The organism is Streptomyces sp. NPDC002044, from assembly GCF_040296725.1.
Taxonomy (GTDB): Bacteria; Actinomycetota; Actinomycetes; order Streptomycetales; family Streptomycetaceae; genus Streptomyces; species Streptomyces antarcticus.
In genome coordinates, this window is the sequence record NZ_JBEOXU010000156.1 from 1 (window position 1) to 13,158 (window position 13,158).

Annotated in this window: 14 protein-coding genes and 1 pseudogene; 6 read left to right on the forward strand and 9 right to left on the reverse strand. The window is 73.9% G+C overall.

Going from position 1 to position 13,158, the window contains the following annotated elements:
- A pseudogene (locus tag ABT106_RS27155) lies at window positions 1-198 on the forward strand (sigma-70 family RNA polymerase sigma factor); the annotation flags it as partial.
- Window positions 199-252: 54 nt separating this feature from the next.
- Here ABT106_RS27155 and ABT106_RS27160 read toward each other — a convergent pair.
- The 3 genes from ABT106_RS27160 to ABT106_RS27170 all read right to left on the reverse strand — a co-directional run bounded on the left by ABT106_RS27160 (window position 253) and on the right by ABT106_RS27170 (window position 2,170).
- On the reverse strand, window positions 253-468 hold the full coding sequence (locus ABT106_RS27160; protein WP_351282313.1) for a hypothetical protein: 216 nt from the start codon (window positions 466-468) through the stop codon (window positions 253-255).
- A gap of 88 nt (window positions 469-556) precedes the next feature.
- Complete coding sequence (locus ABT106_RS27165; RefSeq protein ID WP_351282315.1) at window positions 557-1,405, reverse strand: aldo/keto reductase; 849 nt, start codon at window positions 1,403-1,405, stop codon at window positions 557-559.
- A gap of 399 nt (window positions 1,406-1,804) precedes the next feature.
- Window positions 1,805-2,170: a VOC family protein gene (locus ABT106_RS27170; protein WP_351282317.1), complete on the reverse strand. Its 366-nt coding sequence runs from the start codon at window positions 2,168-2,170 to the stop codon at window positions 1,805-1,807.
- A 71-nt stretch (window positions 2,171-2,241) separates the two neighbouring features.
- Here ABT106_RS27170 and ABT106_RS27175 point away from each other — a divergent pair, with 71 nt between their 5' ends.
- The gene (locus ABT106_RS27175; protein ID WP_351282319.1) at window positions 2,242-4,479 is read left to right on the forward strand and encodes a SpoIIE family protein phosphatase; all 2,238 of its coding nucleotides are present in this window, start codon (window positions 2,242-2,244) and stop codon (window positions 4,477-4,479) included.
- Here ABT106_RS27175 and ABT106_RS27180 read toward each other — a convergent pair.
- The 3 genes from ABT106_RS27180 to ABT106_RS27190 all read right to left on the reverse strand — a co-directional run bounded on the left by ABT106_RS27180 (window position 4,457) and on the right by ABT106_RS27190 (window position 7,208).
- Window positions 4,457-4,717 carry a hypothetical protein gene (locus ABT106_RS27180; protein WP_351282321.1) on the reverse strand — a complete coding sequence of 87 codons (261 nt, stop codon included), beginning with the start codon at window positions 4,715-4,717 and terminating at the stop codon, window positions 4,457-4,459. The genes ABT106_RS27175 and ABT106_RS27180 overlap by 23 nt on opposite strands.
- Before the next feature lie 131 nt (window positions 4,718-4,848).
- Entirely contained in the window at window positions 4,849-5,877 is a 1,029-nt protein-coding gene (locus tag ABT106_RS27185; RefSeq protein ID WP_351282323.1) for a hemolysin family protein, read from the reverse strand.
- Window positions 5,874-7,208, reverse strand: coding sequence for a hemolysin family protein (locus ABT106_RS27190; protein WP_351282324.1), 1,335 nt, complete (start codon window positions 7,206-7,208; stop codon window positions 5,874-5,876). Before ABT106_RS27190 ends, ABT106_RS27185 begins: the two co-directional genes overlap by 4 nt.
- A gap of 432 nt (window positions 7,209-7,640) precedes the next feature.
- On the opposite strand from ABT106_RS27190, the gene ABT106_RS27195 reads away from it, so the two are divergent.
- Window positions 7,641-8,189, forward strand: a complete 549-nt coding sequence (locus tag ABT106_RS27195; RefSeq protein ID WP_351282326.1) for a TlpA family protein disulfide reductase — start codon at window positions 7,641-7,643, stop codon at window positions 8,187-8,189.
- Here the strand turns inward: ABT106_RS27195 and ABT106_RS27200 are convergent.
- Window positions 8,120-8,605 (reverse strand): BlaI/MecI/CopY family transcriptional regulator, encoded by a 486-nt coding sequence (locus ABT106_RS27200; RefSeq protein WP_351282329.1) that lies wholly within the window; start codon window positions 8,603-8,605, stop codon window positions 8,120-8,122. The two genes, ABT106_RS27195 and ABT106_RS27200, sit on opposite strands and share 70 nt — an antisense overlap.
- A gap of 201 nt (window positions 8,606-8,806) precedes the next feature.
- The gene (locus ABT106_RS27205; RefSeq protein ID WP_351282331.1) at window positions 8,807-9,379 is read right to left on the reverse strand and encodes a histidine kinase; all 573 of its coding nucleotides are present in this window, start codon (window positions 9,377-9,379) and stop codon (window positions 8,807-8,809) included.
- 224 nt (window positions 9,380-9,603) lie between these two features.
- Here ABT106_RS27205 and ABT106_RS27210 point away from each other — a divergent pair, with 224 nt between their 5' ends.
- Both ABT106_RS27210 and ABT106_RS27215 read left to right on the forward strand, forming a co-directional pair.
- Window positions 9,604-10,896, forward strand: a complete 1,293-nt coding sequence (locus ABT106_RS27210) for a class I SAM-dependent methyltransferase (RefSeq protein WP_351282334.1) — start codon at window positions 9,604-9,606, stop codon at window positions 10,894-10,896.
- A 35-nt stretch (window positions 10,897-10,931) separates the two neighbouring features.
- A complete protein-coding gene (locus ABT106_RS27215; RefSeq protein WP_351282336.1) occupies window positions 10,932-11,612 on the forward strand; it encodes an alpha/beta hydrolase in 681 nt (226 codons plus the stop codon).
- On the opposite strand, the gene ABT106_RS27220 is transcribed toward ABT106_RS27215, so the two are convergent.
- Window positions 11,591-11,923 carry a nuclear transport factor 2-like protein gene (locus ABT106_RS27220; RefSeq protein ID WP_351282339.1) on the reverse strand — a complete coding sequence of 111 codons (333 nt, stop codon included), beginning with the start codon at window positions 11,921-11,923 and terminating at the stop codon, window positions 11,591-11,593. The two genes, ABT106_RS27215 and ABT106_RS27220, sit on opposite strands and share 22 nt — an antisense overlap.
- 298 nt (window positions 11,924-12,221) lie before the next feature.
- Here ABT106_RS27220 and ABT106_RS27225 point away from each other — a divergent pair.
- Window positions 12,222-13,158: AfsR/SARP family transcriptional regulator (locus tag ABT106_RS27225; RefSeq protein WP_351282341.1), on the forward strand; the 937-nt coding region annotated here is incomplete at its 3' end.

Sequence of the window (13,158 nt, forward strand, 5' to 3'; positions counted from 1 at the left end):
GCCGCCACCACCATCAACTGCCCCATCGGCACCGTCCGCTCCCGCGTAGCCCGCGCCCGCACCACCCTCATCACCCTCCTCACCGACACCACACCGCAGGCCGTTCCACCCGCCGCCGTTCCACCCGCCGCCGTCCCGCACCGGAACCGGGTCGACCGGACAGCGCCCAAGGCCCGGCTGGCGGCATCACCGCTCTAGCCGGTGCCGGCGGGGCCCCGCCCCCTCCCGCGGACGGTCAGCGGGAGGGGAGGGTCAGGTCCCGTCGTCCGCGCCGCGCGACCGGCTCCGCGCGGAGCCGATCGCGCTGACCGCCGCACCGGCGGAGAGCCCTATGGCGAGCCCGAGTCCCACGTTGTCGAGGAACACGCCCACCACCACTCCGGCCAGCAGGCCGAGCGGGATCGCGATGACGGACATGCCGCCGTCGTCCTGTGCGCCGTCTTCGGCGCTGTCATTCCCATGGGTCACGGGCTCATTATGCGACGTTCCGTCAACAGGTCCGCCAGCCCTGGCCAGGGGTTGTCCGCCGGTGCGTGCCGCCGCGCGGCGGCCCGGTTCAGCCGTCCAGGGTGTGGGTGCCGAGCCGGCTGACCATGACGGGGTCGCGGTGGTCGAAGAACAGCGACTCCCCCGTGTCCAGGGCGGCGACGGCCGCCATCTCCCCGGCGGTGAGCTCGAAGTCGAAGACGTCGAGGTTCTCGGCCATGCGCTCGGCGCGCACCGACTTGGGGATCACCACGACGTCACGCTGGACGAGCCAGCGCAGGACGACCTGCGCCACGGACTTGCCGTGTGCAGTCGCGATCCGGCTGAGCTCGGGGTGGGTGAAGAGATCGTTGCGGCCCTCGGCGAAGGGGCCCCAGGACTCGATCTGCACCCCGCGTTCGCGCATCAGCTCCTGGTCGGTGGTGCGCTGGTGGAACGGGTGGGTCTCGACCTGGTTGACGGCGGGGGTGATCTCGTTGTGGTCGATCAGGTCGACGAGCCGGTCGCCGTGGAAGTTCGAGACTCCGATCGCCCGGACGAGGCCCTGGTGGTGCAGGGCCTCCATGGCGCGCCAGGAACCGTACACGTCGCCGTAGGGCTGGTGGATCAGGTACAGGTCGAGGTGGTCCAGGCCCAGCTTGCGCAGTGAGGTGTCGAAGGCGCGCTTGGCCTTGTCCTCCCCGGCGTCCGAGACCCACAGCTTGGTGGTGACGAACAGGTCCTGACGCGGGATCCCGCTGGACCTGATCGCACGGCCGACGGCTTCCTCGTTGCCGTAGGCGGCCGCCGTGTCCAGGGAGCGGTAGCCGGCGGCGAGGGCGTCACTGACGGCGCGCTCGGTCTGCCCGGCCTGGATCTGGTACACGCCGAAGCCGAGGACGGGCATCTCGACGCCGTTGTTCAGGGTGACGGTCCGCATGCGGGGTTCCTTCCGTGCGGTGGTGGAACGGATGGGCGCGGGTACCGGCCTCGGGGCACGTGCCGTGCGGCTCCGGGGTGGGTCTCGCCCGCGGCCGGGACATGTGCACCCGTACCCGCCACGGCGCGGCGCCTCCCGGAGCGGTGCTCCATACGGGGCTCGCGGGATCATGGGCGACATCGGCGGTTTGTCCTGGATTCACACGGTACGGCTTCCCCATGATGGGGCGGGCCCGGGCTCCTCCGGTTCCGTTCCCTCGCCGGAAGGCTCCGCCATGACGACGCGTACCCGCCGCCGCCCACGGCAGCGACCGTCTCCGCCTACGCGGCCACCCCCTGCGGGCAGTTCACGAACCCGCTCCCCTTCACCTACCTCGACTGAGGCACCCCCACTCGCGCTTCAGGCTCCCGGCGGCGGCTGGTGCAGTCCGAACGGCGTCCCCTGGTCGTCCTGGCAGAGCTGGAAGCGGCCGAACCGGGCGACCGACTCCTCGCCGCCGCCCAGCTCGACGTCGTCGGCCGAGCCGCCGAGCTCGCGGACCCGGACGAGCGCCGCCTCCATGTCGTCGACCCGGAAGAACAGATAGGGGCTCGCGCCGGAGTCGGCGCCGTGCAGCCCGCCGGGCACGTTGGGCGTCCGGATGGCGAAACCGCCGCCGTCGGTCGTACCCGGCTCGAAGTCCCAGCCGAACAGCCCGCCGAAGAACGTACGGGCCTGCCCGGCATCGCCCACGCCGAGCTCGAAGAAGGAGACCTCACCAGCCATGTCGGACTCCCGTCACCCTGCGCGGAGGCTGCCGTCTCCGCGACCGCCGTCCCCACCGTACGCCGGGCCCCGTGCCCCTGCACCCGGCCGCGCGGCGGCACCCGGAGGCGGGCGCCGCCGCGCCGGAGCGCGCCCGGTGGAGCGTCTCCGCATACTGGACGGGACAGAACGACGGCTGGAAGGGGCGTCTGGTGCCATCGGTCCGGCGGGGGGACGATGCCCGCAACGGACCGTTCCGGTCCGAGCCGGGGACCCTGCTCGAGCACGTGGCGGTGGCCGTCTTCGGCTTCGATGACGACGGCCTCGTCCAGTACTGGGGGCCGGGCGCCCGGGACCTCTTCGGCCACGAGGCCGCCGCCGTCCTGGGACGGCCCGGCGCCCTGCTGTTCGCCGGCGGTCCGGCGGAGTCGGCCGCGACGGCCGCCGCCCTGCTGGAACGGGCCCGGGCGCAGGGGTACTGGCGGGGTCCGCTGACGGCGCGGCACCGGGACGGCACGGACTTCGCGTGCGGCTTCCGGGTCTTCCCCGTACAGGGCGCCGCAGGGCGGTCGGTGGTGATGGGCCTGGCGAGCCGGAGCCGCGAACTCGACCGGGTCAAGACCAATCTGGCCTTCCTCGACGCCCTCTTCGAGACCTGCCCCGTCGGGCTGGTCATGCTCGATCAGGACCTGCGGTACGTCCACCTCAACCAGGCGCTGGCGGACATGGACGGGCTCCCCGTGGAGGAACACATCGGGCGGCCCGTGGACGAGGTCATGATCATGTCCGACGGCGGTGAGTACCGGCGCATGGTCCGGGCGGTCGCCGAGGGCGGGGTCCCGGTGGTGGGAACGCTGGTGGGCCTGCGTCCGAAGGGGCATCCGGACCGCGACCAGGTGCGGTCGGTCACCTTCTTCCCGCTCAGCGGGGTGGCCGGCTCCCGCCCGGGGGTGGGCGGGCTGATGGTGGACGTGACCGACCGCGAGCGGGCCATTCTGGAAGCCAGCGCCGCCCGTCGGCGCCTGGCCCTGCTGGACCGGGCCTCCGCCCGCCTCGGCACCACCCTGGACGTGCGCCGCACGGCCCAGGAGCTGGTCGACGTCGTGATGCCCGACTTCTGCGACGGCGCCGTGGTCGAAGTCGTGGAGTGGATGGACGAGACGGAGCGGTTCGACCCCGACCGTCCGCTGATCACCCGGCGGATCGCCTCGGGGACGGTCCTGCCGCCCCCGGCCCCCGAACTCGTCTCCGGAGTGGAACGGGTGCGCTACCCGCCCGGGTCGGTCATCCACGACATGCTGCGCACGGGCCGGCCGGTGTCCGCCGTGGTCGACGCGGACTTCCTCGCCCGGACCGTCCTCATCGAGTCCCGCGCCCGGCTGCTGTCCGACAGCGGGGTGGCCTGCCTCCTCGTGGCCCCGCTGATCGCCCGGGACACGGTCCAGGGACTCGCCGTCTTCGGCCGGTCCGCGGACCGGCCGGCCTTCACCGAGGACGACCTCGGCCTGGGCGGGGAACTCGCCTCGCGCGCCGCGATCTGTCTGGACAACGCCCGCCTCTACAGCCGGGTCCAGGACATCTCGCTCACCCTCCAGCGGGCCCTGCTGCCCAGTGCCCTGGCGACGAGCCCGTACGTGGAGGTCGCCCACCGGTACCTGCCCGGCAGCCGCATCACCGAGGTCGGCGGCGACTGGTACGACGTGATCAGCCTGCCGGGCGACCGGGTCGCCCTCGTGGTCGGCGACGTGATGGGGCACGGCGTTCCCGCCGCCACCGACATGGGCCGGCTCCGCATCACCACCAAGGCGCTGGCCGCGCACCACGAGCGGCCGGACGCCCTGCTCGCCGAGCTCGACGCCTGCGCCCAGGAGGCCGGCATCGAGCTGGCCACGTGTCTCTACCTCGTCTACGACGCGACGACCGGCCGCGCCCGGATCGCCGGAGCCGGCCACCCCCCGCCGCTGGTCCTGCGGCCGGACGGGACGGTCGACACCGTCGACGAGGTCCTGGGCGTCCCCCTGGGAGTCGGGGGCCTGCCCTTCCGGACGGTGGAGCGGGAACTGCCCGACGGCGCGGTCCTGGTCCTCTACACGGACGGCCTCATCGAGTCCCGCGGCCGGGACATCGACGCGGGCCTAGAGGCGCTGCGGACCGAAGTCCGCCGGGCGAACGGGCCGTTGGAGGCGATGGCGGACCGCATCCTGACGAACCTGCTGCCCGACCCGCCCACCGACGACACCGTCCTCGTCCTGGCCCGCGTCCACCGCGCCGGGGCCCGCCCGGGCGCGGGGCCCGGCGCGGGTCCGGCTACAGGCTCAGCCGGGCGTTGACCAGGTAGCGGACCTGCTCGGACAGCTCCTCCCGGCGGGCACCGCCCTCGACGCACCGCAGCTCGCCCTGGAGCGCCTGCTCGGTGCGCAGCACCGTGTTGCGGGGCACCGGCACGCGCTGTCCGGGCTTCTCGGTGAACGGCTGGAGCTCCGCGGCCACGACCTGGGCGTCGTCGGAGGTGGCGTGGCGGAGCGAGAGGAACACCCGGGAGAGCCAGTCGGCCGGGATCTTCACCATGAAATCATCCATGGCGGCACAACGACCGACCGTCGTGCGCGTGACGCACCGGTCCCGGACCGCCGGTACGGACGCCGGTACGGACGACGGCCGGCACCGCGGGGGCGGTACCGGCCGTCGGACGGTACGGATCAGGCGTCGCCGTCCTGGGCGGCGGCGCCGACGAGCTCTTCGAGCAGGTCTTCCATGGTGACGAAGCCGATCACCGCGTCGGCGTCCCCCGTGACGGCGGCCAGGTGCGTGCCCGCCGTCCGCATCGCGGTCATCGTGTCGTCGAGCGGGGTGCCGAGGGACACTTTGGTGATCGGGTGGAGGGCGCTGCGCGGGAAGGGCGCGGTGCGGTCGGCCGCCGCGAGGGCGTCCTTGATGTGCAGGTAGCCCAGGATCTGCGCGTCGGGTCCGGCGACGGGCAGGCGGGAATACCCATACCGCGCGGCGGTCCGTTCCAGGGCGCGGGGGGTGATGTCGTGGCCGACGGTCACGACGCGGTCCAGCGGGACCATGATGTCGCCGACCGGCCGGGTGCCGAGTTCGAGCGCGTCCCGCAGGCGCTCCCCGTCCTCCGGGCCGAGGAGGCCGGCGGCGCTGGAGTCCTTCACGAGGCGGGCCAGCTCGTCGTCGGTGAAGACCGCGCCGACCTCGTCCTTCGGCTCGACCTTGAGCAGGCGCAGCAGGACGTTGGCGAAGGCGTTGATGCCGAAGACGAACGGGCGCAGGGCCCGGGTGAGGGCGACCAGCGGCGGGCCCAGGAGCAGCGCGGTGGGCGCCGGAGCGGCGAGCGCGATGTTCTTGGGGACCATCTCGCCGACCAGCATGTGCAGGTACGTCGCCACGGTGAGCGCGATGACGAACGCGATCGGGTGGATCAGCCCCTCGGGTACCCCGAGCGCCTCGAAGGGGGGTTCCAGCAGGTGCGCGATGGCCGGTTCGGCCACGGCGCCCAGGACCAGGGAGGAGACGGTGATGCCGAGCTGGGCGGTGGCCATCACCGCGGAGAGGTGCTGGAGCCCCCACAGGGTGGTCCTGGCGCGGAGGTCGCCCTTGGCCGCCGCCGGTTCGATCTGGCTGCGGCGTACGGAGATGAGGGCGAACTCGGCGCCGACGAAGAAGGCGTTGGTGATCAGGGTGAAGGCACCGATCAGCAGTTGGATCGCGGTCATCGGCCCTGTTCCTCGGTGGTGGCGGCATCAGCCGGGGGCGCCATGACGGTGACCCGGTCGGCGCGGTGGTGGTCGACGTCGAGCACGGACAGCTGCCAGCCGTCGACGGTGACGGTGTCCCCTTCGGCGGGGATCCGCGCCAGTTCGGTGGCGATGAGCCCGGCAAGGGTCTCGTAGGGGCCCTCGGGTACGTCGAATCCGATCTCTTCGAGCTCGTCGAGCCGGACGCTCCCGTCGGCCTCCCACACGCGGCGGCCGTCGTGTTCCGGGCCTTCGATGAGGTCGGGGACCTCCATCGGGTCGTGCTCGTCGCGGACCTCGCCGACGACCTCTTCGACGATGTCCTCGACCGTGGCGACGCCGGCGGTGCCGCCGTACTCGTCGATGATCACGGCCATGGTGCGGGACCGGCGCAGCCGCCCGAGCAGGGTGTCGACCGGCAGGGAGTGCGGCACCATCAGCGCGGACGTCATCAGGTCGGCGACCGGGGTGACCGGGCGCATGTCCTCGTCCAGGGCCAGGACGTCGCGGATGTGTACGGTGCCGACCACCTCGTCCAGGGAGTCGCGGTAGACGGGGAACCGGGACAGGCCGGTGGCCAGCGTCAGCTTCGCGGCGTCGGAGGCGGCCGCGTGCAGTTCCAGGGCCTGGACGTCGACGCGCGGGGTCATCACGTTCTCGGCGGTCAGGTCGGCCAGGTGCAGGGTCTTCACGAAGAGCTCGGCCGAGTCCGCCTCGATCACGCCCTCGCGGGCGGAGTGCCGGGCGAGGGCCACCAGCTCCTCCGGGGTTCGGGCGGAGGCCAGCTCCTCGGCGGGCTCCAGGCCGAAGCGGCGTACGAGGCGGTTGGCGGTGTTGTTCAGGTGGCGGATCAGCGGGGCGAAAGCGGCCGTGAAGCCGCGCTGCGGTCCCGCGACGACCTTGGCGACGGCCAGCGGGCGGGAGATCGCCCAGTTCTTCGGAACCAGCTCGCCGATCACCATCAGGACGACGGTGGACAGGGCCACTCCGAGCAGGGTCGCCGTGGTCGCCACGGCCCCCTCGGGGAGGCCGATGGCGGTCAGCGGGCCGCGCAGCAGCGCGGAGACGGACGGCTCGGCGAGCATGCCGATCACCAGGGAGGTCACGGTGATGCCCAGCTGGGCGCCGGACAGCTGGAAGGTGAGGCGCTTCGCGGCCTTCAGGGCGCCTTCGGCGCCCCGCTCGCCCGCCTCGGCGGCGCGTTCGAGTTCACTGCGCTCGACCGTGGTCAGCGAGAACTCGGCCGCGACGAACACCGCGCACGTCAGCGTCAGGGCGAGGGCCAGGAGCAACAGCAGGATCTCGGTCACCGTGCCACCCCCGTTCCCGTCGCGAGAATCTGCGGGCAGGTCGTGGCACGGCTCGGACTGGGAGGTTCACCCATTGCGGGTCTGCTGCTCCTTCTTCACTCGGCGGGCCGCCGTCCGGCGGCCCCGCGGGGTTGCGTGGCGGGGAGGGTCCCCCGCCACAATCGTAAAGGGCGGGCAAAGGTGCCACGTCAGGCACCCCGCTCCACCCTATGTTTCTACAGCTCTGTAGAAAAGACGAGAGCGGATCGGGTTCCCGGTCCGCCGTCCGGGTGAAGCGGGCCCCGGAGTCGCGTCTCATAGCATCATATTTTCTTCATATGCCTAGATTCTTTGCTTGTCCGGGCACCCCGGGCCGAGGTCCGGCCGGGACGGCGGCGCACCGGCCCCGGCTGCCGGTGTTGCGGTCCGAACCCGACCGGGAGAGTGCCACCCATGCTGCGTTCCCGTATCGCCGCGTCTGCCCTGCTCGCCGCTCTGTGTCTGCCCCTCGCCGCGTGCACGTCACCCGAGACCCCCGGCCCCCTCCTGGGCGCCGCGGGGCCCCAGGCCGAGTCGGCGGCGCGGGCCGTCCCGGAGGCGCTCCGCTTCGCGGCGAAGACCGTCGACGGCTCGGCCTTCGACGCCACGGCACTGGCGGGCAAACCCGTCCTGCTGTGGTTCTACGGGGCGACCTGCGCGGAGTGTCCCGCCCAGGCCCTCGAAACCGCCGCGCTGGCCGACCGCCACCTGGGCCGCGTCCACGTGGTCGCCGTGGCCGGACCGGGCGCCGGCACGGGACTCCAGGGCTTCGCCGCCCCCGCGGCGGGCGGCTCCCTGACCCACCTCGCCGACGCCCGGCACGCGCTGCGCGACCGGTTCCGCGCCGAGGGCGTCAACACGTACGTCCTCCTCGACGAGGACGGGGAGGACATCTACCGGGGCAGCGGGGCGGACACCTGGAGCCTGGACCGCGAGCTGACCGCGCTCGTCGGCGAGGGCTGAGCGCGCGGAGCCGTCCGCACGCCCCCGTCCTCGTCGGTCTGCGCGAGGAGGCCCCGCAGCAGTCGCTCGTCCTCGGGCGGGAGCGAGGTGACGAAGCTGGCGAGCACCGCCCGCCGGTCGGCCTCGCCGTCGAGCACCTTGCGCATCCGCAAGGCCGCGAGCCCCGCCTCGTCGGCCACGGGGACCCACTGGAACGAACGGCCCGCACGCTCGCGGACGACCGCTCCCTTGGCGTGCAGGCGGGTCAGGATCGTCATCACCGTGGTGTAGGCGAGGGTTCCGGGGAGGCGCTCCTGCACCCAGCCCGCGGTGACCGGCCCCGGCGCGCCGCCGAGGACGGTGAGGACCTGGGCCTCCAGCTCGCCCTGGCCCCGTCGTGGAGGCAGGGCGTCCCCCGTGCCGCGCCGGGTTCTCATCCTCTGGCCTCCCGTCCGGGGATCGCGTGTCCCACGTGAAGTGCGGCTCATCGTACTGAGCCCGCGGGGACCGGCCGCTCGTACCGGGCCCGCGGGGACCGCGGGCCGAACGACGCGCCCGGCCGGCCGGCCGGGCTCTCCCGGCGCCAGGCGCCTCGGCGCCCGCGCGTCCGTACCCGTACGCCGTGCCGAGCGGGAGGGTCAGGAGGGCCGCTCCTCCCGGTCGGCCGTCTCCCCGTCCGCCCGCTCCCTATCGCCCGGCTTCCCGTCCGCCGGCTCCCCGGTCTCCTTCTCCGCCGCTTCCTCAGCGGCGCGGACCTGCGCCGCGAACTCCTTCTCCGAGACCCGCTCCAGCGTGCCGCCGTGGCGCCGCGCGAGGTCGTCTCCGGGCTGCGGTGACGACTCGCGCAGGTCCACCACCAGGAGCGACGCCCCCTCCTCCACCCGGCTGCTCAGCATGATCAGGCCCGCGCCGCCCTCCAGCAGCTGCCGGTTCTCGGCGGCGCCGCCGAGGGCCGCGCCCGCCGCCGTGCCCAGCAGCACGCCGAGCGGGCCGCCCAGCAGGCCGACGAGACCGCCGACCAGCCCGGCGCCCGCCGTCGCGACCCCGGCCCCGCTGACGTGGCTCTCCGGTACGTCGAGCAGGCCGTCGGCCGAGCGTTCCACCACCGCCGCCTGCCGCAGCCCGGGCAGGTCGAGCGCCTCCCGGAACGCCGCACGGCCGGTGGCCGGCCCCGTGAACGAGATCAGCAGCACCTGATGGGTCTCCGCCATGTCGCCTGTCCTCCGCACTGCCCGCCGACGCACTCCCTGGTCCCCCCAGTGGAACCCGCGTCCGCGCCGCCCGCCTCCCGTGCCGTGTCCCCGCTCTCCCCGGCCGGCCCGGGACGGCCCGCGGCGTCCACCAATCCGCGGCGTCCGGCGCTACGAAGAACGGATGAACGGGCCGCCGGGCATCCGGCAAGGCGACAGCCGCCCCGGATGCTGGAGGACGTGTGATGAGGGCCGTTGCCGACCGGTTGGCGGAGCTGCTGGACCACTTCTTCGCCGGCCCCCTCCCGGTGCGCCTGCGCGCGTGGGACGGGACGGAGGCGGGCCCCGCGGACGCCCCCGTGATCGTCCTGCGTTCGCCGCGGGCCCTGCGCCGGCTGCTGTGGCAGCCGGGCGAACTCGGACTCGCCGAGGCATACATCACCGGCGAGCTCGACATCGAAGGGGACCTGGCCGAGGGCCTCGGCGCGGCCTGGCAGTCCGTGCGCGACCACGGCCGCGTCACACCCACCGCCGCCGGATGGGCGCAGGTCACCCGCCTCGCCGTGGGCCTGGGGGTGGTCGGCCTGCCTCCCCGCGCGCCCGACGCCCCGCGGGCCCGGCTCGGCGGGCGGCTGCACAGCTCCGCGCGCGACCGGGCCGCGATCAGCCACCACTACGACCTGTCGAACGAGTTCTACGCCCTCCTCCTCGACCCGTCGATGGCCTACTCGTGCGCCTACTGGACCCGCCCCGACGACCCCGGCTACGGCCTGGAGCAGGCTCAGCACGACAAGCTGGAGCTGATCTGCCGCAAGCTCGGCCTCCACGAGGGGTCCCGGCTCCTCGACGTCGGCTGCGGCTGGGGCTCCCTGAGCCTGCACGCCGCCCGCGCCCACAAGACACGGGTCACGGCGGTGACCCTGTCCCGTCGCCAGCGCGACTTCGTGGCGGACCGGGTGGCCCGGGAGGGGCTCGGCGACCTCGTCGACGTCCAGCTGCGCCACTACCGGAACATCGACGCCGGCGGGTACGACGCCGTCACCGCCATCGAGATGGGCGAGCACGTCGGTGACGCCGAGTACCCGGCCTTCGCCGCGCTGCTGCACGGCGCCCTGCGGCCGCGCGGCCGCCTGCTGGTGCAGCAGATGTCCCGGGGCGCCAACGCTCCGGGCGGCGGCGCGTTCATCGAGGCGTACATCGCCCCCGACATGCACATGCGCCCCGTGGGCCGGACCGTCGGCGTCCTGGAGGAGGCCGGCCTCGAGGTCCGCTCGGTGGAATCCCTGCGCGAGCACTACACGCGTACCATCGACGCCTGGCGCGACACCCTCGAAGAGCGGTGGAGCGCGTTCGACTCCCTGGCCGGCGAGACGACCGCCCGCGTCTGGCGGCTGTACCTGGCGGGCAGCGCGCTGGCGTTCGCCGAACGGCGCATGGGGGTGGACCAGATCCTCGCCGTACGGCCCGCGCGCGACGGCGGGTCCGGCATGGAGCCCACACCGGCGGACTGGTATCCGGCGCCGGAGGGGGCGAGTTGAGGCGTACGGGAACACGGGAGAACGGAGCGGGGACGATGACGGCGGACGCGCACGACGCGCTGGTGGTCCGCTGGGCGCCCTTCACGCCGCGGGCCGCCGTACTGGTGCTCAACGGCGGGCGGGCGGACGCCCTGGAGGCGCCGCCCCGGCTGAACCTGCCCGCCCTGCGGATGCGGCCGTTCGCGACCGGCGTCATCCGCGCCACCTCCCACGACCACGTCCTGGTCGGGCACGTCCGCTACCGGCACCGGGGCTGGAACGGGGGGCGCGAGGACGCCCTCCAGGACGCCCGGGAGGCCCTGCGGGCCCTGCTGCGCACGGCGGGCGACGTCCCGGTGGTGCTCGTGGGCCACTCCATGGGGGGCCGTGCGGCCCTGCGGCTGGCCGGCGACCCGCACGTGTGCGGTGTCGTCGCCCTCGCGCCGTGGTGCCCGGCGGGAGAGCCGGTCGACGGGCTGCGCGGCCGGCGGGTGGCCGCCCTCCACGACCCGGCCGACCGGGTGACGTCGGCGCGGGAGACCTGGGACTTCCTCGACCGCGCCGAACGGGCCGGCGCGCACACCCTCGCCGTACCCATGGCCGCCGGGGGCCACGCCATGCTGCGCGACGCCCGGGCCTGGCACCGCACCGCCACCTCCCTGACCCTCGGCTTCCTCGGCCTGGCGCCGCTGCCGGCCGCCCTGGCCGGCCGGGTTCAGCGGGGCAGCGCGGAGTAGTAGCGGCGGCAGGCCCGGAGCATCCCCTCGTCGGAGAGCGTGAACACGTCGACGAAGTCCCGCTGCTGCGGCGAGAGCCGGCCCATCGCGACGACGCAGTCCCCCTCCGCGACGATCCGGACGATGTCGTGGCGCGCGCCGCGGGCCCCGGGGCCCTCCAGGTCGGGGCCCAGCGGACCCGCGTGCAGGAGGGAGCCGTAGCCGTCGAGGTCGCCGTTGTCGAGGTAGTGGTACGCGAGGCGCACGTGGTCGACCCCTGAGTCGGTGATGACGGAGCTGGGCGGGATCCGCCTGGTGTACCGACCGTTCATGGGACGTCCTTTCGTACGACCGCGGCCCCTCCGGGAGGCGGCAGGTACACCCTGCGCCAGGCGCGCAACCCGGGGCTATCCCCGCCTTATCACCGGCGCGGGCGCTCGCGGGGCCATGCCTCGGCCACGATGGCCGGAACTGGCGCCTCCTGTCAGCCCCCACGGAATCTCCACACCATGGACAACCGGAGACGTGTTCGGGAAGACTGAGCCCCCGCTCCACCCGTATTCCCTCCCGGCTCGACCGTGTCGTGCACACGGTGCGAGCGGGATCAGGCGTGCCCCAGCTGGGAGACTCATGACCGTTTCGCCCGGTGGGGGTCCGCCGACCCCGGACGCGGTGGTGTTCCGGATCCTCGGACCGTTACAGGTGACCGGTCAGGCGGGGCAGGTACGCATCCCGCCGGGCCGGCAGGAGGTCATCCTCGCCGCGCTGCTCCTCGAGGCGAACCGCGTGGTGAGCACCGACTACCTGGTCGACCTGATCTGGGACGACGAACCGCCGGACACGGCACGCACCCAGGTGCAGATCTGTGTGTCCCGGCTGCGCAAGCTGTTCAGCTCGGCGGCCATCGCCGCCGCCATCACCACCCGGCCGCCCGGATACGTCCTCAAGACCGAGGGCGATCTCGTCGACGCCGCGCTGTTCGCCCGTACGGTCGCCGACGCCCGGACGCTGGCCAGACAGGGCCAACTGGCCGGAGCGGCGGAACTGCTCCGCGCGGCCGCCGAGTTGTGGCAGGGCGACTGCCTGAGCGGGGTGTCCAGCGAGACGCTGCGCAGCAAGGCCCTGCAACTGGACGAGGAACGGCTCACCGCGACCGAGACCCGGATCGAGCTGGAACTCGACCTGGGCCGCCACCACCAGCTGGTCGGGGAGATCCAGCTGCTGGTACGGGTCCACCCGCTGCGGGAGCGGCTGCGCGGGCAGCTGATGCTCGCCCTGTACCGGTCGGGCCGGCAGGCCGAGGCCCTGGAGAGCTACCGGGTCGGGCGCGAACTGCTGGTGGAGGAGCTCGGCCTGGAGCCGGGCGGCGAGCTGCGGGCGCTGGAGTCGGCGATCCTGGCGGGCGAGGTCCCGCCGCCGTCCCGTCCGGCCACCGGCGGCTACGGCCGTGCGGTGGAGGCCGCGGGCACCCTGGCCTCCTGCTGGCGGCGCAGCTCCTCGCGCGCCATCCGGTCGGGCAGGGCCAGCGCCTCGTCCACGGTCAGGCCGAAGGGCTCCAGCTTCTTCG